Genomic DNA, 24,965 nt, shown 5'->3' with positions numbered 1-24,965 from the left:
CCTCATTCAGAACGCCACGCGACCGAGAATCATGTCGCGGTACATGACGAAATCGCCGAGCAGGCTGTACAGCGGATGCTGAAACGTCGCCGGGCGGTTTTTCTCGAAAAAGAAATGGCCGATCCAGGCAAAGCTGTAACCGGCCACAGGCAATGCCAGCAACAGCAGCCAGGCGCCTTTGGCGATGCTCAGGGCGAGAATGAAGATGACCAGAGAAGTGCCGATGAAATGCAAACGACGGCAGGTGCTGTTGCTGTGTTCGGCGAGGTAATACGGGTAGAACTCGGCGAAGCTGTTGAACTGCTTGATGTTTTCCACGACCGCGCTCTCTGTGGTGATTGTTCTGGCGACAAGTTGTGCGTCGGGCAGCTTATTTGAGTCTAGAGTGATCATTGGCGTGGGCCAGTGACAATCGGCGCCACTTTAGTATCCTTCGCAAATAGGGCGGTTATCTGCAGCCCGTCATGTAAAAGAATAACAACCATGAGCGAACGAACGACTTCTGCAAGCTGGGCGATGGGGATTGTCAAAGCACTGGAGATGGACGGCCTGGATTGCCGGGTACTGTTCAGGCAGCTGGGGCTGGATTTCAGCGCCCTTGAAGATCCGGATGCACGCTTCCCGCAAGACTCCATGACCCGGCTCTGGCAGCGCGCGGTCGAGGTTTCCGGCAACCCGGCGATCGGCCTGAACATGGGCAAAGTGGTGCGCCCGGCCTCATTTCATGTCGCCGGCTATGCGCTGATGTCGAGCAATACCCTGGCTGAAGGCTTCCAGCGTCTGGTGCGCTATCAACGCATCATTGCCGAAAGCGCCGACTTGAGCTTTCGCTTGCTCGATGAAGGTTACGCGCTGATTCTCACCGTGCACGGCGATCACCTGCCGCCGACCCGGCAGAGCGCCGAAGCGTCACTGGCTTGCGCACTGGCGCTGTGCGGCTGGCTGACCGGGCGCCCGCTGCACCCGGTCAAAGTGTTGGTTCAGGGCGATCAGCCGACAAACCTGCAACCCTATAAAGAAGCCTTTCACGCGCCGCTGGTGTTCAACGCGCCTTACGATGCGTTGATCTTCGAACGTGCCGATATGGAGGCGCCGCTGCCGACCGCCAACGAAGCCATGGCGCTGTTGCATGATCGCTTTGCCGGGGAATATCTGGCGCGGTTTTCCGAAAGTCGCGTGACGCACCGGGCACGGCAGGTGCTGTGTCGTTTATTGCCCCAGGGCGAGCCCAAGCGTGACACCGTGGCGCAGACGCTGCACCTGTCGCAGCGCACTTTGCAGCGGCGCTTGCAGGAGGAGGGCACCAGTTTTCAGCAGTTGCTCGACGACACCCGGCGCGAGCTGGCCGAGCAATATCTGGCGCAACCGAGCATGACCTTGCTGGAAATCGCTTACCTGTTGGGCTTTGCCGACCCGAGCAACTTCTTTCGCGCGTTTCGCCGCTGGTTCGACACCACGCCCGGCGAGTACCGCTTGCGCCTGACGCAGGTGCCGGACGCGGTCAATGACGCCAGAACGCCGGAATACACAGCACAAACACCGTAATGATCTCCAGTCGGCCGAGCAGCATGCCGAACGACAGAATCCACTTCGCCGCATCCGGCAGGGTGGCGAAGTTGCCGGCCGGGCCGATGGTTTCGCCCAGACCCGGGCCGACGCCGGACACGGTGCTGGCGGCGCCGGTCAGCGCGGTCATCCAGTCGACCCCGAGCAGCGACAGCAGCAGGGCGATTACGCAGATGGTGATGGCGAAGAAGAACGAGAAGGTCAGGATCGAACGGACAATTTCTTCGTCGAGGCGGTGACCGTTGTACTTCTGCTTGATCACCGCGCGCGGGTGGATCAGCTGATTGAGGTTGGCCTTGAGCAGGATATAGGCGACCTGGAAACGGAAAATCTTGATCCCGCCCGCCGTCGAACCTGAGCAACCGCCGACAAAACCCAGGTAGAAAAACAGCATCAGCGAGAAGTTGCCCCACAGGCTGTAGTCGCCGAGGGCGAAACCGGTGGTAGTGACTACCGAGGTCACGTTCAGCGCCACATGCCGCAGCGCTTCCAGCCAATGCAGCTTGGTGGTCCACCAGTACCAGGTGCCGAGCACCAGCCAGGTCACCAGCAACATCGCCAGCAAACCCTGCACCTGTTGATCCCTGATCAACGCACGGCGGTTGCCGCGCAGCGTCGCCACGTAGAGGGTGAACGGCAGGCTGCCGAGGATCATGATGACAATCGCCACCCAATGAACTGCCGGTTGCGTCCACTTGGCCAGCGACTGGTCGGAGGTCGAGAAGCCACCGGTGGAAATCGCCGACATCGCGTGGTTGATCGCATCGAACGGGCTCATCCCGGCCCACCAGAACGCCAGGCTGCCGAGAATGGTGATGCCGACGTAGGCCGCCACGATCAGCCGCGCCACCATGTGCGAGCGCGGCATGACCTTTTCCGAGCGGTCCGAGGATTCGGTCTGGAACAGGCGCATGCCACCGATGCGCAGCAGCGGCAGAATCGCCACCGCCATGCCGATGAAGCCGATGCCGCCGATCCAGTGCAGCAGCGACCGCCACATCAGAATCCCCGGCGACATGTTGTCCAGGCCGTTGAGCACGGTGGAACCGGTGGCGGTGATGCCGGACATGCTTTCGAAGAACGAGTCGGTGTAGCTGATGTGCTGGGTCAGCAGAAACGGCAGCGCGGCGAAAATGCACACCACCAGCCAGCTGCTGACCGTCAGCAGGTACATGTCGCGCGGGCGCAGGTGAATGTGTTCCGGTCTGCCGGGTATCACCAGGGCGAGGCCGGCGACAAAGGTGATCATGCTCGCCCAGAGGAACGACGGCAGGTCGCTGGTGCGCTCGAAAATCACCAGCGTGGCCATCGGCACGACCATGGCCACAGCCAGGGTGATCAGGAAGATGCCGATGATAAAACCAATGATCCGTAAGGTCGGCAACGCCATGAAATCCGCTCGGGCTGATGGGAGAAGGGCGCCATTCTACCTGTGGGGCAAGGCATGTAAACCGGCAGGCGCTGCGCAGATGAAGCTAGAATAGCCGCACATTTTTCAAAGGAGGTGGCCGATGCAGGCTCTCGACGCGTTGCTCAACCGTGTTTCCGTTCCCCGACTGGTCGAACCGGCCCCCACTGCCGAGCAGCGCGAAGCCCTGTTCGCCGCGGCCTTGCGTGCCCCGGATCACGGGCACTTGCAGCCGTACCGCTTTTTGACCGTCGAAGGCGCAGCGCGTGAGCAAATGGGCGAGTTGCTGGCCGAGGCGGCCCGCCAGCAGAGCGGCGAAGTCACCGAAGCGATGATCGACAAGGCCCGCAACGGCCCACTGCGCGCGCCGCTGGTGGTTGTGGTCATCGCGAAATTGCAGGAACACGTGAAATACCCGAAGGCCGAGCAACTGCTCACGGCCGGCTGTGCTGCCCACGGGATTCTGCTGGCGGCGTATGCGCAGGGGATTGGCGCAGTGTGGCGCACCGGGGATCTGGCGTACTCAAAGCATGTGGCCGAAGGCTTGGGGCTGGTGGAAGGCGAGGAGGTGATCGCGTTTCTCTATCTCGGCACGCCGCAGAAAGAGCCGCGCGTGGCGGAGAAGGTTGATCTGGCTGAGTTCGTCAGCGCCTGGCCCGGTAAGGCCTGAAGATCAAAAGCCCCTCACCCTAACCCTCTCCCAGAGGGAGAGGGGACTGATTGGGGGGATGCTTTGGAATTACACCGACCTGAGCGTCCTTCGCTGAATCCAGCGTCGGGATACCGGACGTCTAGTTTCTGCGAATCCATAAGGTCGATGCACAACGGCAGACAACTCGGTCGGCCCCCTCTCCCTCCGGGAGAGGGTTGGGGTGAGGGGCTTTTTCAGGGCTGGACCACGACTCCCGGTACCAACGGCAATTCCAGACTCGCCACAAAGCCGCCCTGCGGATGATTGGCCAGCGTCAGCGTGCCGCCATGCCGTTCCGCCGCGCGTTTGGCAATCGCCAGCCCCAGGCCATGCCCGGCAGCGGTCTGCCCCGGCGCCCGGTAGAACGGCTCGCCCAACTGACTCAGATGTTCGGTCTGCACCCCCGGCCCGTGGTCGCGCACGCTGATGACAATCCGCTCACCCTGCCGCGCTGCCTGCAAGTCGATCGGCTGATCGCTCGGGTTGAAGCGCTGGGCGTTGCGTAGCAGATTGTCCACGGCGCGCTCGATCATCGTTGGCCAGCCTTTGAGATTCAACTGCGGCTCGGCTTGCAGGCGCACGGGCTGCTCGGGGGAGCTGAGCTGCGCATCCTTTTGCAGCGTGGCGAGCAACGCATTCAGGTCCACTTCTTCAGCGCTGGCGTTGTCGGCATCGACTCGCGCCAGCACCAGAATTTCACTGATCAACGCCTCCAGCCGATCGCATTCGCGGGTCAGGCGTGGCCACAGTTTTTCGCGCTCTTCAGGGTTGGCGCGCTCGGCCAAAGCCAACGCGATGCGCAGGCGCGCCAGTGGTGAGCGCAGTTCATGGGAGACATCGCGCAGCAACTGGCGCTGACTGCCGATCAGGCTTTGCAAGCGCGCACCCATGCGGTTGAAATCAGTGGCCAGCACGCCGAATTCGTCGCGGCGGTTGGCCAGTTTCGCCAAACTGTTCTGTTGATAAGTCGTCTGCCCCAGATCATGCACCGCGCCGCGCAAGCGACTCAGTGGGCGGGTGATAGAGAAAGTCACGAGCAAACTGAACAGGGTCAGCACCACCAGCGCGATGCCCAGCGCACTCAGCGGCCAGAGCAGGCTTTCGCGGTGCCAGGCGTCGAGTTCCGGGTGCGGGATGCGGTAGATGAACAGGTAGGTATCACCGGTTTTTTCACTGGTGATCTCGTCGGTCAGACGCCGCCATGGCAGGCGGCGGTCATCGTTGTTCTGCCGCGCTTCGAATGCTGCGGCGCGGCGCGGGAAGGTGCCACGCACCACCGGATCGCCGGTTTCGTTGAGCACCTGAACGTCGATGTGATACTGGCGTTTGCGTTGTTCGAGGATGTCCTGGGCGGCTTCCTCGCCTTGGGTTTCGTAAGTCTGCGTCCATTCTGCGGCCAGTGTGTTGAGGCCGGGATGGCGGCTGAGAATCCACGCGTCCTGATTGAGCATGTGCCCGAGCAGAATCGACAGCCCGGCTACCAGAGCGATGGCCAGCCAGAAGCTCGCAAGAATCCGCCAGAACAGTGAACGCACAGAAACTCCTCGAAAATCACACCGTTCAAATATGGGAGCGAGCCTGCTCGCGAAGACGCAGTGTCAGTCAAACCATCGCTGGCTGATACACCGCCTTCGCGAGCAGGCTCGCTCCCACATTCGATTTGAATGGAACAGGCCCGACGAGGTGAGTCGTCGGGCCCAGGGTCAAGCCATTATTGCGCCTTTTGTGCCTGCTGCGCTTTCCAGGCCTTGAACTCGGCCCATTCGGCGCGGCGTTCGGCGCGTTTCTTCTGGATTTCGTCGAACTGCTTCTGTTGCTCGGGCTTAAGCAGTGCACGGACATCGGACTCGGCTTTCTTGTGGTTGGCCGCGATCTCGTCCTTCATGGCTTTCTGGTCGGCCGGCGAGAGTTTCTCCAGGTACTTGTCGACCACCTGCTTACGCTCGTGCATCTGCTCGCCCATGATCTTGCGAATCTGCTCGCGCTGTTCGCGGGTCAGGTCGAGCTCGCTGTACGGGCCTTTGCCGTGCATGCCGCCGTGCATCTGACCGCCGTGGCGCGGGCCATCCAGCGGACCACCCAGCGGACCGCCATCCTGCGGCATGGCCATGGCCACGGTTGGCAGAGCGGCAGCGAACATCAGAGCGATAAGAGTCTTGCGCATGGTGTATCTCCTTGTCTCGTTCCCGGTACGTTCCGGATGAGTGCAGATTACGCAGATCAAGGTCAGCGGCGGTCAGCGCAGCGTAAAGCTTCGGTAAAGACGCTTCGTGCCCGGCCTTACACATATCCAGTGCAGGAGGTGCTGAAGGCTGCGATCTTTTGGATAATGCACGGGCCGAGGCTGTGATCACTCATTTAGACGACATTGTCGCTCAGCGAAAGAACAACGGCTGCGTGCCTTAACAAAGCGAATACCGAGCTTCCTTATGACTAATAAAACGTTTACCAGGCAACTCGGCCCATGGCTGATGGCAGCTTTATCGGTCAATGCGATTTTTTTGGCATTCCTGATTTTTGATCATGGTTCGCAGGGGCACGATATGAAGATGATCAAAACTAAAGAACCGTTGCTGATCGAGGGTCCAAACGGCGACGAAAATTACTACGTGCTGCCGCAGGGTACTACGCTATATCACGATAAAAGCTTTCCTGAAGGGCATGATCGTTATGTGGTGTATCTCAATCATAAGGGTACGATTGCCCACGAAGAAGTACCGATGAAGCCTGAGTACGGCGGTTCTTTCATTGATCCGCTCTGGCTGGCAAATGTTGATGCGAATACTTTGCAAGAAATATTCAAGCGTTTCCCACTTTCCAAAAAAGACATTGCCGCTGCCATTAAGGCCAACGAGATAACCAAGGACGATTTGGCCGACATTATTCGTTCGATGCCCGATTAACCACTGCAAAGCCACCGATGGCTGCATTCCCATAGAGCGTGGAAAAGATCAGATCCCCTCTGGAGTGAGGCTGCTCGCGATGGCACAAGAGTGTGTTGACTGACACACCGCCATCGCGAGTAGGCTCACTCCTACACGGCGCAGGTCTTATAAGCTGTAGTAGTAACCACGGCTACGCAGCGCGACGATGCGTGGGCGGCCGTCGGGGTGGGGGCCGATTTTTTTGCGCAGATTGCTGACGTGCATGTCGAGGCTGCGGTCGTACAGGGTCAGCTTGCGGCCGAGGGCCAGTTGCGCCAGTTCCTGTTTGTCCAGCGGCTCGCCGGGCTGCTTGAGCAGGGCTTCGAGCAGGCGGCTTTCGGAGACGGTCAGGGTCAGTTCTTTTTCGTCGATGCTGACTACGCCGCGCACCGGGCTGAAACTCAGATCACCCAGCTCAAGTTGCGTCGATACGGCGGCCGGGTGGCTGCGGCGCAACACGGCGCGCAGGCGCGCGGTCAGTTCGCGGGGGTCGCAGGGTTTGGCCAGGTAATCGTCGGCGCCCAGTTCGAGGCCGAGGATGCGGTCCAGCGGTTCGCCACGCGCTGACAGCATCAGCACCGGCAGGTCGGCGTGGTCGTTGCGCAATTGCTTGAGCAGTTCCAGACCGCTGCCGTCGGGCAGCATCACGTCCAGCACTACCGCCGCCGGGGCGGTTTCGGCCAACGCCTTGCGGGCGCTCTGGCCGTCGTGGCAGGCGCGCACCTGGAAGCCTTCCTGGCTCAACCAGCTACTCAGGAGTTCGCACAACTCCTGGTCATCATCAATCAGTAACAGCTCGCTCATGACTCACTCAATTTAGCCATTGCCGACGTTTTCGGCTTGCACCACTGGCAAAGATACCGCAGAGCAGCGCCAATAGCGCTACCCCGGCGCCAGTGACGAACCACTGCTGTTGATCGGTCAGCAAACGCGGCAGCGGGCTGGCCTGGGCTTCCTTGAGTTGCAGCTTCAGACGCTGGTTCTCCTGGCGCAGCCGGGCGAGCTGGGCGCTTTCGCGAGTGTTGTCGGCATTTTGCAGTTGTTTGTTCAGTTCTTCGCGCTGCTGCTCACTGGCCTTGAGCCGCTGTTGCAGCTCGGTGATCTGGCTGCCGGCGCTCAATGACAATGGTGTGGAGCTGCCGCTTTCGGTGGTTTCCTCACCATGGGCGGAGGCCATGATCGACAACGTGAGCAACATCAGACACAACGGACCCTTGCGCATCGCGACACCTGTTTCCAAATGGATATTGGGCAGGTTGTCGGCAGGCAAACGAGAATAATGAGCGATTGAGATGGGTGAGAAGCAAGAAGGTTCAGTGCGCAGGAGGTGATGTTGGTGGCTGACAAATAATTTGTGGCTGATGAATATTCTGTGGCGAGGGGTTTAGCGAAACGTCGCACCGCCCCGTTGGGCTGCGTAGCAGTCCTGAAATGGGAGCATGCGGTGTGTCAGGCACACCGCGTTGGATGGGTTTTGGGGCGGCTTCGCCACCCAGCGGGGATGAATCCCCTCGCCACATGAATCCCTTCGGCATTTCAATAGCGGGATTAAGGCAGGACTTGCTTGAACGGTTTAACGATCACATTGGCGTAGACGCCGGCGGCGATGTACGGATCGGCATCGGCCCAAGCCTGAGCGGCGCTGAGGGAGTCGAACTCGGCGACGATCAGGCTGCCGGTGAAACCCGCTGCGCCCGGATCATTGCTGTCGACGGCCGGGTGCGGGCCGGCCAGCACGATGCGGCCTTCGCCCTTGAGCGCTTGCAGGCGTTCCAGATGCGCCGGGCGCGCGGACAGGCGAGCTTCCAGCGAGTTGGCAACGTCGGTGGCAATGATGGCGTAGAGCATGTCAGTCCTCGGTTTTAGGCGTTGTGGTATCGGTGTCATGCAGATGGCGCGACAGGTAAACGCCCTGTGCGACCAGGAACAGCACGGTCATGCCCAGGCTGCCGAACACCTTGAAGTCGACCCAGATGCTCTGGAAGGTGAAGGCGACGAACAGGTTGGCCGCGCCGCAGAACAGGAAGAAGCCGATCCAGGCGATGTTCAGGCGCGTCCAGACCGGGTCTGGCAAGGTCAGCGCGTGGCCCATGATGCGTTTGATCAGCAGGCGATCGCCGATGAAATGGCTACCGATGAACGCCGCAGCGAACAACCAATTGACCACCGGCGCTTTCCATTTCAGGAAGGTTTCGCTGTGGAATGCCAGCGTCAGGCTGCCGAATACCAGGCAGGCGATCAGCGTCAGCCACTGGCTCTTTTCCAGCTTGCGCTGCTTGATGAACAGCGCGCCGTACACCACCAGCGAACTGATGATCAGCATCGCCGTGGCGCTGTAGATACCGCCTACGGTCACTTGCTGGCCGGCAATGTCGACGACCCGTGGATCAAGTTTGTAAACGATGAAGAACAGCAAAAGCGGGATGAAATCGATGAATTGTTTCACAGTGAGAGCCAGAAGCTGGATGTGGCGGCATAATAACAAACATATGGGCGCGCGATAGCGCCAGCTGATTTGAGGTTACAACTCCCCGTGAATGTTGATTTGCACTGCCACAGCACGGCCTCCGACGGCGCCCTGGCGCCTGCGGTTCTGGTTGCGCGAGCGTTCGAAAACGGCGTGCGAGTCCTGGCGTTGACCGACCACGACACCCTTGAGGGGCTCGCCGAGGCGCGTACTGCTGCCACCGAGTTGGGCATGCAACTGGTCAATGGCGTCGAATTGTCCTGCACCTGGGGCGGGGCGACCATTCACGTATTGGGCTACGGTTTCGACGTCAACGCTGCGCCGTTGGTCGAAGCGATCGCCAAATTGCACGATGGCCGCTGGCTGCGGTCGGAAGAAATAAGCCGCAAGCTCGCCCTCAAGGGGATGCCCGGTGCCCTCGACGGCGCCCGGCAGATCCAGCAGGAGCTGGGCGACAGCGGCAACGCGCCGGCCCGGCCGCATTTCGCTGACTGGATGGTGCGTGAAGGTTATGTAAAGGATCGCGCCGAGGCGTTTCGCAAATGGCTCGGCGCCGGCAAGCTCGGCGACGTCAAGCTGCACTGGCCGACCCTGGAAGACACCGTCGCCACCCTGCGCGCCGCCGGTGCCTGGGTCAGCCTGGCGCATCCATGGCACTACGATTTCACCCGTAGCAAGCGCCGAAAGCTGATTGCCGACTATATTCAAGCAGGCGGGCATGCTATCGAGGTGGTCAATGGCCATCAGCCCGCAGAACAGGTGGGCAGCCTGGCGATCCTTGCCCGTGAGTTCGGTCTGCTGGTCAGCGCCGGCAGTGACTTCCATGGCCCTGGCGGCTGGTCCGAGATCGGCCAGTACCGGCCGGTTCCCGAGGACCTTCCACCCCTGTGGTGTCGGTTCAAACATGACACAGATATTGCCGCCGTCTGAACAGGTAGAGAATGTGAGTCAATTTTTCCAGATACATCCGGAAAACCCGCAAGCGCGCCTGATCAAACAGGCGGTCGAGATCATCCGCAAGGGCGGGGTGGTGATTTATCCCACGGACTCGTCCTACGCCATTGGTTGCCAGATTGGCGACAAGACCGCCATCGAGCGTGTGCGACGTCTGCGTCAGCTCGATGAAAAGCACAACTTCGCGCTGATCTGCAGCGACCTGTCGCAACTGGGCAATTACGCCAAGATCGACACCGGCACCTTCCGCATTCTCAAGGCGCATCTACCCGGCCCTTACACCTTTATTCTCAACGCCACCCGCGAAGTGCCGCGCCTGTTGCTGCATCCGAAAAAACGCACCATCGGCCTGCGCGTGCCAAGCCATCCGATCGCGCTGGCGCTGCTGGCCGAACTCGGCGAGCCGCTGATGAGCGTGACGCTGATCATGCCCGGCGATGAAGACCCGCTCAGCGATCCCTACGAAATGCGCCAGTTGCTTGAGCATCAGGTCGATCTGATCATCGACGGCGGTTTTGGCGGCATCAAGGCCTCAACGGTGATTGACCTGACCGGCGACGACCCGGAAGTGGTCCGCGTCGGTTGCGGCGATCCGACGCCGTTCATGGTCGAGGCCTGAATGTCCGCAGTGGAAACCGTGGTCGATCCCCAGGCCGGCGCCCAGCAGGAACTGCCGTTCGCGATGGTCTATGGCCAGGCGGTCATGGAAATGCCGCTGGACTTGTACATCCCGCCGGATGCGCTGGAAGTCTTTCTTGAAGCCTTCGAAGGCCCGCTCGACCTGCTGCTGTATCTGATCCGCAAACAGAACATCAATATCCTCGACATCCCCGTGGCGGAAATCACCCGCCAGTACATGGGCTACGTCGAGTTGATGCAGTCGGTGCGTCTGGAGCTGGCCGCCGAATATCTGGTGATGGCGGCGATGCTTGCCGAGATCAAATCGCGCATGCTTCTGCCGCGCGCCGAAACCGTTGAAGATGAAGAAGACGACCCGCGCGCTGAACTGATCCGCCGCTTGCAGGAATACGAGCGCTTCAAGGCTGCCGCTGAAGGCATCGACGGTCTGAGCCGGGTCGGCCGGGATGTGATCTTGCCCAAGCTCGACGCCCCGGAAGCGCGGGCGCGCAAGCTGTTGCCCGACGTCGCGCTGGAAGAGATTCTGATGTGCATGGCCGAAGTTCTGCGCCGTGGCGACATGTTCGAAAGCCACCAGGTCAGCCGTGAAGCGCTGTCCACCCGCGAGCGCATGAGTGATGTGCTGGAACGGCTCAAGGGCGGCGGTTTTGTGCCGTTTGTCGAGCTGTTCACCGCTGAAGAAGGTCGCCTGGGTGTGGTGGTGACTTTTATGGCGATCCTTGAACTGGTCAAGGAATCCTTGGTCGAGCTGGTGCAGAATGAGCCGTTCGCCGCGATCCACGTGCGAGCCCGAGCCGAATAACGAGTCCCTGTATGAACCTGACTGAACCCCGCGAGCTGGCGTCCCTGCTTGAAGCCTTTCTGTTGGCCTCGGGAAAGCCGCAATCCCTTGAGCGCCTGTTTGAACTGTTCGAAGAAGGCGAGCGGCCGGAGCCGGCGGTCTTCAAGAAAGCCCTGACCCTGCTCGGCAAATCCTGCGAGGGCCGTGCCTTCGAGCTCAAGGAAGTCTCGTCGGGCTATCGCTTGCAGATCCGCGAGAAGTTCTCGCCGTGGGTCGGCCGTCTCTGGGAAGAGCGCCCGCAGCGCTATTCCCGCGCCTTGCTGGAAACCATCGCGTTGATCGCCTATCGCCAGCCGATCACCCGGGGCGAAATCGAAGACGTGCGTGGCGTGGCGGTCAACAGCAACATCGTCAAGACCTTGCTCGAGCGTGAGTGGATCCGCGTCGTCGGTTATCGCGACGTGCCGGGCAAACCGGCGATGTTCGCCACGACCAAGGCGTTTCTCGACCACTTCAACCTGAAAAACCTCGAAGACCTGCCGCCGCTGGCCGAACTGCGCGAGATGGAAGCCGAACCGGTGCTCGACTTCGACGACGCGCCGGTGCCGCAGAGTCTGCAGGAACTGGCCGACGCCAGCGCGGAGCCGGAGGAGGAGAAGGAAGAAACCAGTTTCCATTCCCTGCTGCTGGAGCTGGACAGCATGGAAGAGGGCATCAAAACCGATTTCGACGATTTGCTGCGCGATGCGGTGGATGGCGAAGCGCCGGTGCCCGAGCCTGAGATCATCGAGCCGGTTGTTGAAGCTGAAGTTGAACTTGAAGCGGCGCCTGACGCCGAACCGGAAGAAGACATTCTCGGTGTCGCCGAAGCCCGCGAGAAGCTCCTGGCCGCTGTCGCCGCCCTCGAACAGCCGGAACCGGAACTCAGCGAAGAAGAAGCCGAAGCCCGCGCACTGGCTGAGGCGATTGAAGCCGAACGGCGCGAGTTCGAAGACTGACGCCTATTGAGAAACCAGTGAAGACCCTTGTGGGAGCGAGCCTGCTCGCGAAGGCGGTGTGTCAGATACATCAATACTGAATGACACTGCGCCTTCGCGAGCAGGCTCGCTCCCACAGGGTGAAATGTCGTTCTGGAGATTGCGATGAGCTCAACCAAAGACCCCTGCATCAGCCTCTGCAAATTCTCCGACGACATCTGCTTGGGTTGCGGTCGCAGCAAGCGCGAGATCAAGGCCTGGAAGAAACTCGACAAGGACGACAAGCGTACCGTGCTGGCCGAAGCCGCGCTGCGCCTGATCAAACTCGGTGGTGCCGGTCGGCGGAAAAAGAAATAACCGGCAATCGATCAGCTAGTCTCTGATGCGCGATGGCGCACATCCGCGTATGATTCGCGACCCTTCGCCGATCCCTTCGGCCTGGACCCAGTTTTCAATACTTCAGGCGCCGCCTGAACAGACCACACCGGGAGGTGCCCAGATGAGTGACATCAATCAGAAAGACGACCAGGAAATCGGCCCAGCAGGCGAAAAGCTGCAGAAGGTCCTCGCCCGTATCGGCGTCGGCTCGCGCCGTGACGTGGAATCCTGGATCAGCCAGGGCCGGATCAAGGTCAATGGCAAAGACGCCACCCTCGGACTGCGCGTCGACATGCATGACGCCATTACCATCGATGGCAAGGTGATCAAACGCGAAGAGGCCGCCGAATCGGTGCGCCGCGTGATCATGTACAACAAGCCCGACGGCGAAATCTGCACCCGTGACGACCCGGAAGGCCGTCCGACCGTGTTCGACAAGCTGCCGCGTCCGAAAGAAGGCCGCTGGATCAACATCGGCCGTCTCGACATCAACACCACCGGTCTGCTGATGTTCACCACTGACGGTGAGCTGGCCAACCGTCTGATGCACCCGTCCTACGAGATGGACCGCGAGTACGCCGTGCGTGTACGCGGTGAAGTCGATGACGAGATGATCGAACGCCTCAAGGCCGGCGTGGTGCTGGAAGACGGCCCGGCGCGTTTCACCGACATTCAACAGGCGCCGGGCGGTGAAGGCTTCAACCATTGGTACCACTGCGTGGTCATGGAAGGGCGCAACCGTGAAGTGCGTCGTCTGTGGGAATCGCAGGGTCTGGTGGTCAGCCGTCTGAAGCGTGTGCGTTTCGGTCCGGTGTTCCTCAACTCCGACCTGCCGATGGGCCGCTGGCGCGAAATGAGCCAGTACGAAGTCGACGTGCTCAGCGCCGAAGTCGGCCTGACCCCGGTGGCAATGCCGCAGCTGAACGCCAAGAGCAAGGACAAGCTCGAACGCATGCAGCGCAAATCGTCGCGGCCGATGGCCAAGACCGAGCGCGTGCGTACCCTGCGTCCAGCCGCTGGCGCACCAACCGCACCGCGCCCGAGCCGTGAGCCGCAGATCGAAGGCGAGCGTCCAGGTCGCAAGCCAGTCGCCCGTGACGGCGAGCGCGCACCGCGTCCGGCTAATGGCCGTACTGAGCGTGGCGAAGGTCGTGCACCGGCCGGTCGCGGTACGCCAGTGGCGGATCGTCCAGCCGACACCAGCAACAAGCGCCCGGCCAAACCGGCGCCGAAGCGTCCGGGGATCAAACTGGTCGACGGCGACAAGCCCTCGGGCAAGCGTCGCGGCGCACCGGCTGGTTCCGGTCAGCGCCCGGGTTTTGGACGCAAGAAACCGGAATAAGGCAGCTGTGAGTTACTAGCTGCAAGTTGAAGCAAAAACGCCAACCCTAGGGTTGGCGTTTTTTTCGTCTGGCGCCCAGCGATCGTTCCCACGCTCTGCGTGGGAATGCCTCAACGGACGCTCCGCGTTCGGCTTTGGAAGGGACGCGGAGCGTCCCGGGCTGCATTCCCACGCGGAGCGTGGGAACGATCATCTGCGGCTTACATAAATCCCCTGTGGGAGCGAGCCTGCTCGCGAAGGGGCCAGTCGCTTAAAACACGAATCGTCCGTCGAAGACTGGTTTGTCATCCAGCGCCAACACCCCACCCGAAAAGATCAGGTCCAGGTGATGACTACCCTTGGCGCCACCGCCCAGTCCGAGATGCAGCCCACAATGCCGCTCCTCGAACCCGGCATTGCGCGCATACAGATCCTTCACGCCTTCGTTTGTGCCAATCCCCAACTCCTCAATTCGCCGGTTCGACGGGTTGGCATCCAGGTACTTGTTGAAATCATGTTCCAGCCCCGGCACGTCGGTGGCGATGCGGCTGATGGTCGAGTTCTCGATCCACAATTCCAGCGGCGATTCCAGCACGCCGTACTTGCGCGCGAAGGGGATGGTGCTGAGGAAGGTGCCCTTGAATTTCACATGGCCATTGATGGCTTCGCTGTGGGTGGCAATTTCGCCGGGGGCGAGGTCGAAGTTGCCGACGCCATTGATGTCGGTCCACTTCTTGATGCTGCTCATCGGCGTTTCGAACCATGAGCCGTGGTCGTCCTTGAAACTCAGCGTGGTCGCTTGGGACATGCGCTGGATCAGGTGACTGTTGAGCCCGGCGATGCGCTGCGGGGTGATGCTGAAAGTGTCGTAGAAGTAGTCGCCGTAATCCTTGAACAGCAGCGACTTCTTCCAGTTTTCCGCCATGACCGCTTGCAGCGCACGAACGAACTCCGGGCCGTCGGGGCGTGGGTTGAGCAGGGTGGAAGAGTCGTAGAAGAAAATGTACAGATCGCTATCGGCAATTGCTTCGGACAGCGCTGCGGTGCTTTCCAGGTCCAGGCGCCGGGCGCTGAACTGGAAGCGCGGATGTTCACCGGCCTGTTCGGCAATGGCGCCGGTCAGGGCTTCGTAGTCGGCAGTATGGCCGAGCATGACCTTCGCCGAGTCGAGGCCGGCGAGGGCTGGGTGATGTTCGAGGTAGTAAAGGAAATGCGAGATGGCGCGGGGCTTGTCCATGAATCCTCCCTGACTGACCGGGAAATGAAGCGGCAGGCACGACCGGCCGGACCGTGCCTGCCCGGGATGTCTTACAGAGGCCACATCGCCGTGCCGAACGGAACCACCGCGTCGGCTTGCATCATTTCCACAGCGGCCTCATGGGTTGGCGCTTCAAACCATTCGTCCAGTTGCAGTTCGGTATCCAAGTCTTTTTCCAGTGCTTGCATGGTCGATCTCCTAGAGAATTTCACGGTTTATGACTGACCGGTCGAGGTGGCCGGTGAGACGTGAAGAACCTAGTTGAGCGTTTTTGTGAATGCAAAAATTTATCCATTTAATTTTTAAATAGACTTTTTGTTCTGTTTTTCGGGATGGATTTTCTTATTTGAAAACAAAAAACTAGGTTGGTGAAATTGATAGCAAGCTAGCGACCGTCAATATGCAGACGTCCTACAGAAATTTCTGATTCGGAAAATATTCGTTACGCGCTGTAAAGAAAACCTGACGATATTGACCCGCCAACGCGGTGATTTCCCGTCTCGCCCTCCGTTGTAAGGAAAAGCTTCCGTAACCCGACGGAGCGTGCGCCACGCAGGGCTCTGGCGCGCTTGTTTCCAGCCTTCAGGCAGGGTGTTATGCGCCCCATGCCTGTCGTGCAGGCGAATAACAAGAAGGAGGCGCAATGTACGCCGCGACTGATTTCCACTTCTCCCCGTGGGACGGTTTTCTCCTCGTCCCCGTCGATGGCCTGCAAAGGCCTGACTCACATTTTGCAGCCGCTCGAGACTGTCGAGGCGGACACATGCAATCCCGGCAACCGACACGCTGATCAGGCGGGTCTGGCAGCAGGGGGTTAGCGGTGTACAATGCGCCGCGTTTTAACTGTGACCCTCTGCGTAATCGCAAAAATCTCGAGGCTATCCGCCTTGTTCACTCCGCCGCGCCACAAGCGTGCCGGGTTCGATTTCGTCACAGATAAAAACAAACAGGTGACGCATGACCGTTGTAAATGAGCTGAACTCCTGGTGCCTGCGCTGGGGTTTGATCGGGGCTGCCTGAAATCGCAACCTTGCAGCAACGTCTACTGAACATCATCAAACCTTGCGTGAGACCTTTTTCATGAGTGGACAACCCTCGCAATCAGGCGAGCTTAAACGCGGCCTGAAAAATCGCCATATTCAACTGATCGCCCTCGGTGGCGCGATCGGTACCGGATTGTTCCTCGGTTCTGCCGGGGTCCTGAAATCCGCCGGGCCGTCGATGATCCTCGGCTACGCCATCTGCGGCTTCATCGCCTTCATGATCATGCGCCAGCTCGGCGAAATGATCGTCGAAGAGCCGGTGGCCGGTTCCTTCAGTCATTTCGCGCACAAATACTGGGGCGGTTTCGCCGGTTTCCTCTCGGGCTGGAACTGCTGGATTCTGTACATTCTGGTGGGCATGTCCGAGCTGACGGCGGTTGGCAAGTACATCCATTACTGGGCGCCGGACATCCCGACCTGGGTCTCCGCTGCTGCATTCTTCGTGCTGATCAACGCGATCAACCTGGCCAACGTCAAAGTCTTCGGTGAAGCCGAATTCTGGTTTGCGATCATTAAGGTTGTGGCCATCGTTGGCATGATCGCGCTGGGCAGCTACCTGCTGGTCAGCGGCCACGGCGGCCCGCAGGCGTCGGTGAGCAACCTGTGGTCCCACGGCGGTTTCTTTCCCAACGGGGTGAGCGGTCTGGTGATGGCCATGGCGATCATCATGTTCTCCTTCGGCGGTCTGGAAATGCTCGGTTTCACCGCCGCTGAAGCGGACAAGCCGAAAACCGTGATCCCGAAAGCGATCAATCAGGTGATCTACCGCATCCTGATTTTCTACATTGGCGCACTGGTGATCCTGCTGTCGCTGACTCCTTGGGATAGCCTGCTGGAAACTCTCAATGCGTCGGGCGATTCCTACAGCGGCAGCCCGTTCGTACAAGTGTTCTCGATGCTCGGCAGCAACACCGCCGCGCACATCCTCAACTTCGTCGTGCTGACCGCCGCGCTGTCGGTATACAACAGCGGCACCTACTGCAACAGCCGCATGCTGCTGGGCATGGCCGAGCAGGGCGATGCGCCGAAAGGTCTGGCGAAGATCGACAAGCGCGGCGTGCCGGTGCGTTCGATTCTGGCGTCGGCGGCAGTGACGCTGGTTGCCGTGCTGCTCAACTACCTGATCCCGCAGCACGCGCTGGAACTGCTGATGTCGCTGGTGGTTGCGACGCTGGTGATCAACTGGGCGATGATCAGCTACTCGCACTTCAAATTCCGCCAGCACATGAACCAGACCAAACAGACGCCACTGTTCAAGGCGCTGTGGTACCCGTACGGCAACTTCGTCTGCCTGGCGTTCGTGGTGTTCATCCTCGGCGTGATGCTGCTGATCCCGGGGATTCAGATCTCGGTGTACGCGATTCCGGTGTGGGTGGTGTTCATGTGGGTCTGCTACCTGATCAAGAACAAGCGCAGTGTGCAGGCGGTGGTGGCTGCAACAGCGAAATAACCTCGCAGGCAGAAACGACAAACCCGGCCAGAGTGCCGGGTTTGTTGTTTTGAAATGGAAAAATCTGGCATCACACCGAACCCTGTGGGAGCGAGCCTGCTCGCGAAAGCGGTCCATCAGAAACATCTGCATCGACTGACACACCGCCTTCGCGAGCAGGCTCGCTCCCACAGAGGTTGAGTGAATCAGGTTATCCTGCACGCTCTGATTACGGACGCTTTTCCATGCTGGTGATTTCCAACAATGTGCATCTGCCGGATGCCGAGATCGAATTGACCGCCATCCGCGCGCAAGGCGCCGGAGGGCAGAACGTCAACAAGGTCTCCAGCGCCATGCACTTGCGCTTCGACATTCCCAACTCGTCGTTGCCGGAGTTCTACAAGGAACGCCTGCTGGCACTGCGCGACAGCCGTATCACCAGCGACGGCGTGCTGATCATCAAGGCGCAGCAATATCGCACCCAGGAAGCCAACCGCGCCGATGCGCTGGAGCGGCTGGTCGAGCTGATTCTCAGCGCCACCAAAGTCGAAAAGAAACGCCGCCCGACCAAGCCGACCCTCGGTTCGAAGAAGCGTCGGCTGGAGTCGAAAACCAAGCGCGGCAGCATCAAGGCCGGGCGCGGCAAGGTGGACTTCTAAACCTCGCGATACTTCGCCGTGTGCTTGTACAGATAGACACTCAAGCCAAGGCCGCTCAACGCCGCGAAGGCTGCGAACAGAAAGATCGAAGCAAAACCGAACCCCGCCGCAATCGCCCCGGCCAGCGGCCCGGTGATCCCCAGCGACAAATCAATGAACAGTGAATAGGCACCGACCGCCGCGCCACGGCTCGAGGCCGGCACCAGATTCACTGCTTCCACGCCCAGCGCCGGGAACACCAGCGAGAAGCCGAAACCGCTCAGCGCCGCACCGGCCAGTGCCCAATGCGCATCCGGAGCAATCCACAACAGCAACAAACCCAACGTTTCCACCGACAGGCAGGCAATCGCTACGCGGAAGCCGCCGAGGCGGTTGATCAGATTGCCGAACAGCAGCCGCGCGCCGATGAAACTGGCGCCGAACAGGCTCAGGCACAGCACGGCGTTGTCCCAGTGCTGGGTCGCGTAATACAGGGTGATGAAAGTGGCGATGGTGCCGAAGCCGATCGAGCCCAGCGCGAGCCCGCAGCCGTGGGGGAAGACTTTGCCCAGCACATGCATGAACGGCAGACGTTCACCGGCCACTATCGGCGCAGCGGTTTTTGGCCATGCCAGCGCCAGACCGAGCAAAGCGAGGAGGATGATGCTCACGCCCATGCTCCACAGCCCCAGCCGGCTCACCAGCCAGACACCGAAGGGCGCGCCGATCGCCAGGGCGCCGTAACTGGCGATGCCGTTCCAGGAAATCACTTTCGCTGTATTCGCCGCGCCGACGCGACCGATGCCCCAGCCAATCGAGCCCGAGCCGACCAGGCTTTCCGCACTGCCCAACACCAGACGGCCGATCAACAGGCTGATCAGGCTCAGCAGTGGCAGGTTCGGCGTCCACGCGGAAATCAGCATGAACACACCGCTCAAGCCGCAACCAGCGAGGCCAATCATCACCGCGCGTTTGCTGCCCTGGTTGTCGATGATCTTGCCCGCGTACGGGCGGCTGAGCAGGGTGGCGAGATATTGCACGCTGATCACCAGCCCGGCGATCACCGCACCGAAACCCAGGTCACTGTGGACATAGCCCGGCAGCACGGCCAGCGGGATGCCGATGTTCAGGTAACCGATGAAGGTGAAAAGGACGATGGAGACTACTTGCAGCGTAACCGTCAGCGGACGCTGGGGCTCGGATATAGACGACATGGGTAACGATCCACGGGAGCAGCAGATTAGATAGGCTGCTCATGATACCGGCGTGAACCGCTCAAGGGCGGGGAAAAGTAAAACTATTTGCCGGGTGGCGCTTTCAGGATTTCGCCGGGGCGACCAGTTGCGTGGTGACGAGGGCGGCGAGGGCGTTTTCTTCGCTGCCGAAACGCTCGAGCAGGGCGGCCTGTTTCTCGGGTGAGAGGCGATTCCAGATCTCGATCATTTTCTCGGTGGCGCCGATCAGCACGGCAGCTTGGCTTTCGGAGAATTCATCGGTCATGGCGGGCTCGGGTTTCAGGCAGTGTGGAAAGCGCATGTTAGCGCTTTCCACACGGTCTGTACGGCGGGTCTTACTCTTCGCTGTCGGCTTTGCGGCTGTCAGCGGCTTCTTGCGGCTCGGGCTTTTCGGCGCCGGCGTGTTGCGGGGTCGTCTGCTCAGGTACGTGCAGGCTTGGGAAGGGGAGATTGGGAATCTCGTGCATGGTTGCGCTCCTCGCTAAGTCTGTTGATAGATCAGGTGCTCCGCGCTTTACAAAGCCTGCGCAGGATACAGCAGGAAAAATGACAATCAGACTTTTAATTCAAATTAATGCGACAGATGGCCGCAGGGGAGGCAAGAGCTGGGTTTGCTGATCGTTCCCACGCTCTGCGTGGGAATGCCTCAATGGACGCTCTGCGTCCGCTGTTGGGACGCGGAGCGTCCCGGGCTGCATTCCCACGCAGAGCGTGGGAACGATCAGTCGGGCGGGGGGATTATTTGCAGGCGTCGGCGATGGCATCCGCAAGCAATGCGAGGCGGGTGGCGTCGATCCCGGCAACATTCGCGCGGCCGGAGCTGACCATGTACACGCTGTGCCGCTCGCGCAGGTGTTTAACCTGTTCCGGCGACAGGCCGGTGTAGGAGAACATCCCGCGTTGCACGCCGATGTGGGCAAAACGCTCGCGTAGACCATGCGGTTCCAGCGCCTCGACCAGACCGCTGCGCAACTGCGCGATACGCAAGCGCATCGCTTCCACTTCATCGGCCCAGCGCGCTTTCAGCTCTGGATCGGCGAGGATGGTCGCGACCACCGCCGCGCCGTGATCCGGCGGCGTCGACCACAGATTGCGGGCGATGTTGGCCAGTTGGCTGCGGATGTCGATGAGCTTGTCGGCGCTGGTCGCGCAGACGATCAGCGCACCGGTACGGTCGCGATACAGGCCGAAGTTCTTCGAGCAGGAACTGGTGATCAGCAGCTCTGGCACCTGCGCCGCGAACAACCGGGTCGACCACGCGTCCTGATCGATACCATCGCCAAAACCCTGATAAGCGAAATCGATCAGCGGCAGCAGATCGCGGCTGCGCACCACTTCAAGCACGCGCTTCCAGTCGTCATGGCTCAGGTCGAAACCGGTCGGGTTGTGGCAGCACGCATGCAGCAGCACCACGTCGCCCTTCGGCACTTCCCTGAGCACGGCGAGCATCGCTTCGACGTCGAGGCGGTTGTCACTGCCGACGTACGGGTAGTGGCTGACCTTAACCTTGGCGGCGGCGAAAATGGTTTCGTGGATCGGCCAGGTCGGGTTGCTCAACCACACGCCTTTGCCCGGCAGGCATTGCGCGATGAAGTCGGCCGCCAGACGCAGGGCACCGGTGCCTCCCGGGGTCTGGGTGGCGCCGGCGCGTTGTTCGGCAATCAATGCCGAGTCGCTACCGAGCACCAGTTCGTTGATGACCTTGCCGAACAGCGGATTGCCGTGGCCACCGATGTAGGTCTTGGTGTCCTGGCTTTCGACCAGTCGTGCCTCGGCGATTTTCACCGCTTCCGGGATCGGCGTCAGGCCCTGGGCATCCTTGTAGACGCCAACGCCAAGGTCGAACTTGCGCGGATTGGGATCCTGCGCATAAGCCTCCATCAAACCGAGAATCGGGTCGCCGGGGACCCGGCCGATGGCGTCGAAGTGCATTACTTGCGTCCTTCTGCGGTCTTCGCCACTTCGTCAGTGCGCGCAGCCATGATGAAGTCGTTGCGGTGCAGGCCTTTGATCGAATGGCTCCACCAGGTCACGGTGACTTTGCCCCACTCGGTCAGCAGGCCCGGGTGGTGACCTTCGGCCTCGGAGATCTCGCCCACGGCATTGGTGAAGGCCAGCGCGTGCTTGAAGTTCTTGAACAGGAAAACTTTCTCCAGCTGCATGATGCCGTCGCGTACTTCGATGTTCCAGTCAGGGATCTGCTTGATCAGGATCGGCAGTTCTTCATCGCTGACTTGTGGCGCATCGGCGCGGCAGGATTCGCAGTGGGCTTGGTTCAAAGTCGACATGGTGGATTCCTGAAAACGAGTGTGTTTTTTATTAAAGCGCGTGTGCCGTCAATGCCGCCACGCTAAAGCAAAGTGGCGGCGACGGACAGACGCAATTGTCAGCAAAAGTCGCGGTTCAGGCGGCTTTGGGTTTCGGCGGAAATTTCGGCGCGTGCAAGCCCAACTGCATGCCCTGACGAACCATGGCCATGATGTCTTCATGGGCCACGTCGAACAGGCGCTTGAGATTGGGCAGGACGAAGTACAACGGTTGCAGAATGTCGATGCGATACGGCGTGCGCATGGCTTCCAGCGGATCGAAGAACTGATGCTCAGGCTCGTCCGACAGGCAGTAAACGGTTTCTTTCGGCGAGGACAGAATTCCGCCACCGTAGATGCGCTTGCCGTGCGGAGTGTCGACCAGGCCGAATTCGATGGTCATCCAGTACAAACGCGCCAGATACACGCGCTCTTCCTTGGTCGCTTGCAGGCCGAGCTTGCCGTAGGTGTGGGTGAATTCAGCGAAGTACGGGTTGGTCAGCAACGGGCAATGACCAAAGATCTCGTGAAAGATGTCCGGCTCTTGCAGGTAGTCGAGTTCTTCGCGGGTACGTATGAAGGTGGCGACGGGGAATTGCTTGCTGGCAAGCAACTCGAAAAAGGTCTGGAAAGGAATCAGCGCCGGCACCCGGGCAACTTGCCAGCCGGTGGTCTCGCCGAGGACTTTATTGATCTCGGCCAGTTGCGGGATGCGGTCGTGGGGCAGACCGAGTTTTTCGATACCGTCCAGGTATTCCTGGCACGCGCGACCTTCGATCACCTTCAACTGGCGAGTGATCAGCGTGTTCCACACCGCATGTTCTTCGGCGGGGTAGTCGATAAAACCTTGCGCATCGGGCTCGCGAGCCACGTATTGCGTCTGCTTCATGCTGCTCTCCTGCTAGGAAATTCGTTGTTGTTATGTCCAGCGATGGCTAAAGGAATACCCCAAAGCGCGAAGCTGCGCAGCACGTTGAGCCGCGCATGCGTAGGAAATTTCGTCGAGTTTCGTAAAGTTATCGTTACGCATTGTCGGGTAATGCGCATTTACGGTGATTGGCGGGTTTGAAAAGGGCAGGAGCTGTCACATAATCTTGACAACTATCTGCGTGCCTCGACAGAAAACTCTGCCTCGGCGCGCCACAAAACCCTGTGGGAGCGAGCCTGCTCGCGAAAGCGGTCTGTCTGACACATCGATACTCGATGTGCTGGCGCCTTCGCGAGCAGGCTCGCTCCCACAAGGACATGTGTTTACCTTTCAAACCTGTCGGGCCTTTTTCTATGCGCATCAAAGTCCACTGCCAGAACCGCATCGGCATCCTGCGCGACATTCTCAATCTGCTGGTGGCGTACGGGATCAACGTCGCACGCGGCGAGGTGGGTGGTGAGCATGGCAATGCGATCTACCTGCACTGCCCGAACCTGATCAACATCCAGTTCCAGGCGTTGCGCCCCAAGTTCGAGGCGATCGGCGGGGTGTTTGGGGTCAAGCGCGTCGGGCTGATGCCCAGCGAACGCCGGCACATGGAACTGAACGCACTGCTCGGCGCACTGGAGTTTCCGGTGCTGTCGATCGACATGGGCGGCTCAATCGTTGCGGCCAACCGCGCGGCGGCGCAGTTGCTCGGGGTGCGCGTCGATGAAGTGCCGGGGATTCCGCTGTCGCGCTACGCCGAGGATTTCGATTTGCCGGAATTGGTGCGCGCCAACAAATCGCGGATCAACGGCATGCGCGTCAAGGTCAAGGGCGACATCTTTCTCGCTGACATCGCGCCGCTGCAATCGGAGCACGATGACAGCGAGGCCATGGCCGGCGCCGTATTGACTCTGCACCGCGCCGATCGGGTCGGCGAGCGCATCTACAACGTGCGCAAGCAGGAGCTGCGCGGCTTCGACAGTATCTTCCAGAGCTCGAAAGTCATGGCCGCTGTGGTCCGCGAAGCGCGACGCATGGCGCCGCTGGATGCACCGCTATTAATAGAAGGCGAAACCGGCACCGGCAAGGAACTGCTCGCGCGCGCCTGTCACCTCGCCAGCCCGCGTGGACAGTCACCGTTGATGGCGCTCAACTGCGCCGGGTTGCCGGAGTCGATGGCCGAGACCGAACTGTTCGGCTACGGCCCCGGCGCTTTCGAAGGCGCTCGCGCTGAGGGCAAGCTTGGCCTGCTGGAGTTGACCGCTGGCGGCACGCTGTTTCTCGATGGCGTCGGCGAGATGAGCCCGCGCTTGCAGGTCAAATTGCTGCGCTTTCTTCAGGACGGTTGCTTCCGTCGCGTCGGCAGTGATGAAGAGGTGTATCTGGACGTGCGGGTGATCTGCGCGACGCAGGTGGACTTGTCCGAATTGTGCGCGCGCGGCGAGTTTCGCCAGGATCTCTATCACCGCTTGAACGTGCTGTCGCTGCACATCCCGCCACTGCGCGAATGCCTCGACGGTCTGACGCCGCTGGTTGAACACTTTCTCGATCAGGCCAGTCGGCAGATCGGCTGTCCGCTGCCGAAACTGGCCCCGGCGGCGATGGATCGCCTCAGCCATTACCACTGGCCGGGCAACGTGCGGCAGCTAGAGAACGTGCTGTTCCAAGCGGTTTCCCTGTGCGACGGCGGCACGGTCAAGGCCGAACATATTCGCCTGCCGGATTACGGCGTGCGGCAGCCGCTTGGCGATTTCTCCCTCGACGGAAATCTTGACGAGATCGTCGGGCGTTTCGAGAAAGCGGTGCTGGAGCGGTTGTATTCCGAGCATCCCAGCAGTCGGCAGTTGGGCAAGCGACTCGGTGTTTCGCACACCACCATTGCCAACAAGCTGCGTGAGTATGAGGTGGGGAAAGACAGCGGAGCTTAAGATCAAAAGATCGCAGCCTTCGGCAGCTCCTACATTTGGAACGCGGTTTCCTGTAGATACCGTCTTGAGCCTCACCGGGCAAGCGCAAGTTTCGGGTCATATGGCA

At 60.4% G+C, this 24,965-nt stretch carries 28 protein-coding genes; 12 read left to right on the top strand and 16 right to left on the bottom strand.

The annotated features are described in order from the left end of the window. Positions 1–6 precede the first annotated feature (6 nt). Entirely contained in the window at positions 7–318 is a 312-nt protein-coding gene (locus tag D8U61_RS07980; RefSeq protein ID WP_122611674.1) for a DUF962 domain-containing protein, read from the bottom strand. 165 nt (positions 319–483) lie between these two features. Between D8U61_RS07980 and D8U61_RS07975 the strand changes: the two genes are divergently transcribed. Next, positions 484–1,545, top strand: a complete 1,062-nt coding sequence (locus D8U61_RS07975) for an AraC family transcriptional regulator (protein ID WP_202947690.1) — start codon at positions 484–486, stop codon at positions 1,543–1,545. Here the strand turns inward: D8U61_RS07975 and D8U61_RS07970 are convergent. After that, a complete protein-coding gene (locus D8U61_RS07970) occupies positions 1,502–2,956 on the bottom strand; it encodes a TrkH family potassium uptake protein (RefSeq protein ID WP_024012066.1) in 1,455 nt (484 codons plus the stop codon). The genes D8U61_RS07975 and D8U61_RS07970 overlap by 44 nt on opposite strands. A 121-nt stretch (positions 2,957–3,077) precedes the next feature. Here D8U61_RS07970 and D8U61_RS07965 point away from each other — a divergent pair, with 121 nt between their 5' ends. Then, positions 3,078–3,644 (top strand): nitroreductase family protein, encoded by a 567-nt coding sequence (locus D8U61_RS07965; protein ID WP_122505904.1) that lies wholly within the window; start codon positions 3,078–3,080, stop codon positions 3,642–3,644. Positions 3,645–3,859: 215 nt separating this feature from the next. Here D8U61_RS07965 and D8U61_RS07960 read toward each other — a convergent pair whose 3' ends face one another. Both D8U61_RS07960 and D8U61_RS07955 read right to left on the bottom strand, forming a co-directional pair. Beyond that, positions 3,860–5,200, bottom strand: coding sequence for a HAMP domain-containing sensor histidine kinase (locus tag D8U61_RS07960; protein WP_130926721.1), 1,341 nt, complete (start codon positions 5,198–5,200; stop codon positions 3,860–3,862). A gap of 176 nt (positions 5,201–5,376) precedes the next feature. Beyond that, entirely contained in the window at positions 5,377–5,829 is a 453-nt protein-coding gene (locus D8U61_RS07955) for a Spy/CpxP family protein refolding chaperone (protein WP_016771130.1), read from the bottom strand. 265 nt (positions 5,830–6,094) lie between these two features. Here D8U61_RS07955 and D8U61_RS07950 point away from each other — a divergent pair, with 265 nt between their 5' ends. After that, entirely contained in the window at positions 6,095–6,568 is a 474-nt protein-coding gene (locus D8U61_RS07950; RefSeq protein WP_073472834.1) for a hypothetical protein, read from the top strand. A 147-nt stretch (positions 6,569–6,715) separates the two neighbouring features. On the opposite strand, the gene D8U61_RS07945 is transcribed toward D8U61_RS07950, so the two are convergent. From D8U61_RS07945 to D8U61_RS07930, 4 genes are all read right to left on the bottom strand, one after another. Next, the gene (locus D8U61_RS07945) at positions 6,716–7,393 is read right to left on the bottom strand and encodes a response regulator transcription factor (RefSeq protein ID WP_016771129.1); all 678 of its coding nucleotides are present in this window, start codon (positions 7,391–7,393) and stop codon (positions 6,716–6,718) included. 7 nt (positions 7,394–7,400) lie between these two features. Then, on the bottom strand, positions 7,401–7,811 hold the full coding sequence (locus D8U61_RS07940; protein WP_130926720.1) for a translation initiation factor 2: 411 nt from the start codon (positions 7,809–7,811) through the stop codon (positions 7,401–7,403). A 326-nt stretch (positions 7,812–8,137) separates the two neighbouring features. After that, entirely contained in the window at positions 8,138–8,437 is a 300-nt protein-coding gene (locus D8U61_RS07935; protein ID WP_016771127.1) for a YciI family protein, read from the bottom strand. A gap of 1 nt (position 8,438) precedes the next feature. Next, positions 8,439–9,035: a septation protein A gene (locus D8U61_RS07930; protein ID WP_016771126.1), complete on the bottom strand. Its 597-nt coding sequence runs from the start codon at positions 9,033–9,035 to the stop codon at positions 8,439–8,441. Positions 9,036–9,122: 87 nt separating this feature from the next. Between D8U61_RS07930 and D8U61_RS07925 the strand changes: the two genes are divergently transcribed. The 6 genes from D8U61_RS07925 to rluB all read left to right on the top strand — a co-directional run bounded on the left by D8U61_RS07925 (position 9,123) and on the right by rluB (position 14,127). Further along, complete coding sequence (locus tag D8U61_RS07925; protein WP_016771125.1) at positions 9,123–9,986, top strand: PHP domain-containing protein; 864 nt, start codon at positions 9,123–9,125, stop codon at positions 9,984–9,986. 13 nt (positions 9,987–9,999) lie between these two features. Beyond that, the gene (locus D8U61_RS07920; RefSeq protein WP_016771124.1) at positions 10,000–10,629 is read left to right on the top strand and encodes an L-threonylcarbamoyladenylate synthase; all 630 of its coding nucleotides are present in this window, start codon (positions 10,000–10,002) and stop codon (positions 10,627–10,629) included. 123 nt (positions 10,630–10,752) lie between these two features. Beyond that, entirely contained in the window at positions 10,753–11,451 is a 699-nt protein-coding gene (locus D8U61_RS07915; protein WP_177433319.1) for a ScpA family protein, read from the top strand. Between the two features lie 11 nt (positions 11,452–11,462). Beyond that, positions 11,463–12,428 (top strand): SMC-Scp complex subunit ScpB, encoded by a 966-nt coding sequence (gene scpB, locus D8U61_RS07910; protein ID WP_130926718.1) that lies wholly within the window; start codon positions 11,463–11,465, stop codon positions 12,426–12,428. A 144-nt stretch (positions 12,429–12,572) separates the two neighbouring features. Continuing rightward, on the top strand, positions 12,573–12,764 hold the full coding sequence (locus D8U61_RS07905) for a DUF1289 domain-containing protein (RefSeq protein ID WP_016771121.1): 192 nt from the start codon (positions 12,573–12,575) through the stop codon (positions 12,762–12,764). A gap of 142 nt (positions 12,765–12,906) precedes the next feature. Then, on the top strand, positions 12,907–14,127 hold the full coding sequence (gene rluB / locus D8U61_RS07900; RefSeq protein WP_073472826.1) for a 23S rRNA pseudouridine(2605) synthase RluB: 1,221 nt from the start codon (positions 12,907–12,909) through the stop codon (positions 14,125–14,127). Positions 14,128–14,377: 250 nt separating this feature from the next. Here the strand turns inward: rluB and D8U61_RS07895 are convergent, their stop codons facing one another. Beyond that, positions 14,378–15,343 carry a leucyl aminopeptidase gene (locus D8U61_RS07895; RefSeq protein ID WP_130926717.1) on the bottom strand — a complete coding sequence of 322 codons (966 nt, stop codon included), beginning with the start codon at positions 15,341–15,343 and terminating at the stop codon, positions 14,378–14,380. Between the two features lie 71 nt (positions 15,344–15,414). Then, positions 15,415–15,552 (bottom strand): hypothetical protein, encoded by a 138-nt coding sequence (locus D8U61_RS27775; protein ID WP_003222780.1) that lies wholly within the window; start codon positions 15,550–15,552, stop codon positions 15,415–15,417. Between the two features lie 892 nt (positions 15,553–16,444). Between D8U61_RS27775 and D8U61_RS07890 the strand changes: the two genes are divergently transcribed. After that, positions 16,445–17,857: an amino acid permease gene (locus tag D8U61_RS07890; RefSeq protein ID WP_071171407.1), complete on the top strand. Its 1,413-nt coding sequence runs from the start codon at positions 16,445–16,447 to the stop codon at positions 17,855–17,857. A gap of 224 nt (positions 17,858–18,081) precedes the next feature. After that, on the top strand, positions 18,082–18,495 hold the full coding sequence (arfB, locus tag D8U61_RS07885) for an alternative ribosome rescue aminoacyl-tRNA hydrolase ArfB (RefSeq protein WP_016771119.1): 414 nt from the start codon (positions 18,082–18,084) through the stop codon (positions 18,493–18,495). Here arfB and D8U61_RS07880 read toward each other — a convergent pair. The 6 genes from D8U61_RS07880 to phhA all read right to left on the bottom strand — a co-directional run bounded on the left by D8U61_RS07880 (position 18,492) and on the right by phhA (position 22,904). Then, positions 18,492–19,679 carry an MFS transporter gene (locus D8U61_RS07880; protein ID WP_122611737.1) on the bottom strand — a complete coding sequence of 396 codons (1,188 nt, stop codon included), beginning with the start codon at positions 19,677–19,679 and terminating at the stop codon, positions 18,492–18,494. The two genes, arfB and D8U61_RS07880, sit on opposite strands and share 4 nt — an antisense overlap. A gap of 112 nt (positions 19,680–19,791) precedes the next feature. Next, positions 19,792–19,974 carry a hypothetical protein gene (locus D8U61_RS07875; RefSeq protein WP_039761215.1) on the bottom strand — a complete coding sequence of 61 codons (183 nt, stop codon included), beginning with the start codon at positions 19,972–19,974 and terminating at the stop codon, positions 19,792–19,794. Positions 19,975–20,044: 70 nt separating this feature from the next. Beyond that, entirely contained in the window at positions 20,045–20,176 is a 132-nt protein-coding gene (locus tag D8U61_RS28210) for a hypothetical protein (RefSeq protein ID WP_016771117.1), read from the bottom strand. Between the two features lie 271 nt (positions 20,177–20,447). Then, a complete protein-coding gene (locus tag D8U61_RS07870) occupies positions 20,448–21,641 on the bottom strand; it encodes an amino acid aminotransferase (protein ID WP_130926716.1) in 1,194 nt (397 codons plus the stop codon). Then, a complete protein-coding gene (locus D8U61_RS07865) occupies positions 21,641–21,997 on the bottom strand; it encodes a 4a-hydroxytetrahydrobiopterin dehydratase (protein WP_130926715.1) in 357 nt (118 codons plus the stop codon). Before D8U61_RS07865 ends, D8U61_RS07870 begins: the two co-directional genes overlap by 1 nt. 115 nt (positions 21,998–22,112) lie before the next feature. Continuing rightward, on the bottom strand, positions 22,113–22,904 hold the full coding sequence (gene phhA / locus D8U61_RS07860) for a phenylalanine 4-monooxygenase (protein WP_130926714.1): 792 nt from the start codon (positions 22,902–22,904) through the stop codon (positions 22,113–22,115). Between the two features lie 392 nt (positions 22,905–23,296). On the opposite strand from phhA, the gene D8U61_RS07855 reads away from it, so the two are divergent. Beyond that, positions 23,297–24,859: a sigma-54-dependent transcriptional regulator gene (locus tag D8U61_RS07855; RefSeq protein ID WP_130899939.1), complete on the top strand. Its 1,563-nt coding sequence runs from the start codon at positions 23,297–23,299 to the stop codon at positions 24,857–24,859. Positions 24,860–24,965 lie beyond the last annotated feature (106 nt).

Source organism: Pseudomonas sp. Sample_14, from assembly GCF_004307515.1.
GTDB lineage: Bacteria > Pseudomonadota > Gammaproteobacteria > Pseudomonadales > Pseudomonadaceae > Aquipseudomonas > Aquipseudomonas atacamensis.
Note: the sequence above shows the minus strand (reverse complement) of the source record. Positions and strands in the feature narration are given on the sequence as shown.

Bases quoted from the DNA above. Each gene is read 5' to 3' on its own strand.
- scpB (WP_130926718.1), top strand. From the start codon at position 11,463: ATGAACCTGACTGAACCCCGCGAGCTGGCGTCCCTGCTTGAAGCCTTT.
- arfB (WP_016771119.1), top strand. From the start codon at position 18,082: ATGCTGGTGATTTCCAACAATGTGCATCTGCCGGATGCCGAGATCGAA.
- phhA (WP_130926714.1), bottom strand. From the start codon at position 22,904: ATGAAGCAGACGCAATACGTGGCTCGCGAGCCCGATGCGCAAGGTTTT.
- D8U61_RS07875 (WP_039761215.1), bottom strand. From the start codon at position 19,974: ATGACCGATGAATTCTCCGAAAGCCAAGCTGCCGTGCTGATCGGCGCC.
- D8U61_RS07905 (WP_016771121.1), top strand. From the start codon at position 12,573: ATGAGCTCAACCAAAGACCCCTGCATCAGCCTCTGCAAATTCTCCGAC.
- D8U61_RS07955 (WP_016771130.1), bottom strand. From the start codon at position 5,829: ATGCGCAAGACTCTTATCGCTCTGATGTTCGCTGCCGCTCTGCCAACC.
- D8U61_RS07895 (WP_130926717.1), bottom strand. From the start codon at position 15,343: ATGGACAAGCCCCGCGCCATCTCGCATTTCCTTTACTACCTCGAACAT.
- D8U61_RS07890 (WP_071171407.1), top strand. From the start codon at position 16,445: ATGAGTGGACAACCCTCGCAATCAGGCGAGCTTAAACGCGGCCTGAAA.
- D8U61_RS27775 (WP_003222780.1), bottom strand. From the start codon at position 15,552: ATGCAAGCACTGGAAAAAGACTTGGATACCGAACTGCAACTGGACGAA.
- D8U61_RS07975 (WP_202947690.1), top strand. From the start codon at position 484: ATGAGCGAACGAACGACTTCTGCAAGCTGGGCGATGGGGATTGTCAAA.
- D8U61_RS07970 (WP_024012066.1), bottom strand. From the start codon at position 2,956: ATGGCGTTGCCGACCTTACGGATCATTGGTTTTATCATCGGCATCTTC.
- D8U61_RS07940 (WP_130926720.1), bottom strand. From the start codon at position 7,811: ATGCGCAAGGGTCCGTTGTGTCTGATGTTGCTCACGTTGTCGATCATG.
- D8U61_RS07965 (WP_122505904.1), top strand. From the start codon at position 3,078: ATGCAGGCTCTCGACGCGTTGCTCAACCGTGTTTCCGTTCCCCGACTG.
- rluB (WP_073472826.1), top strand. From the start codon at position 12,907: ATGAGTGACATCAATCAGAAAGACGACCAGGAAATCGGCCCAGCAGGC.
- D8U61_RS07855 (WP_130899939.1), top strand. From the start codon at position 23,297: ATGCGCATCAAAGTCCACTGCCAGAACCGCATCGGCATCCTGCGCGAC.
- D8U61_RS07865 (WP_130926715.1), bottom strand. From the start codon at position 21,997: ATGTCGACTTTGAACCAAGCCCACTGCGAATCCTGCCGCGCCGATGCG.
- D8U61_RS07945 (WP_016771129.1), bottom strand. From the start codon at position 7,393: ATGAGCGAGCTGTTACTGATTGATGATGACCAGGAGTTGTGCGAACTC.
- D8U61_RS07950 (WP_073472834.1), top strand. From the start codon at position 6,095: ATGACTAATAAAACGTTTACCAGGCAACTCGGCCCATGGCTGATGGCA.
- D8U61_RS07870 (WP_130926716.1), bottom strand. From the start codon at position 21,641: ATGCACTTCGACGCCATCGGCCGGGTCCCCGGCGACCCGATTCTCGGT.
- D8U61_RS07935 (WP_016771127.1), bottom strand. From the start codon at position 8,437: ATGCTCTACGCCATCATTGCCACCGACGTTGCCAACTCGCTGGAAGCT.
- D8U61_RS28210 (WP_016771117.1), bottom strand. From the start codon at position 20,176: ATGCACGAGATTCCCAATCTCCCCTTCCCAAGCCTGCACGTACCTGAG.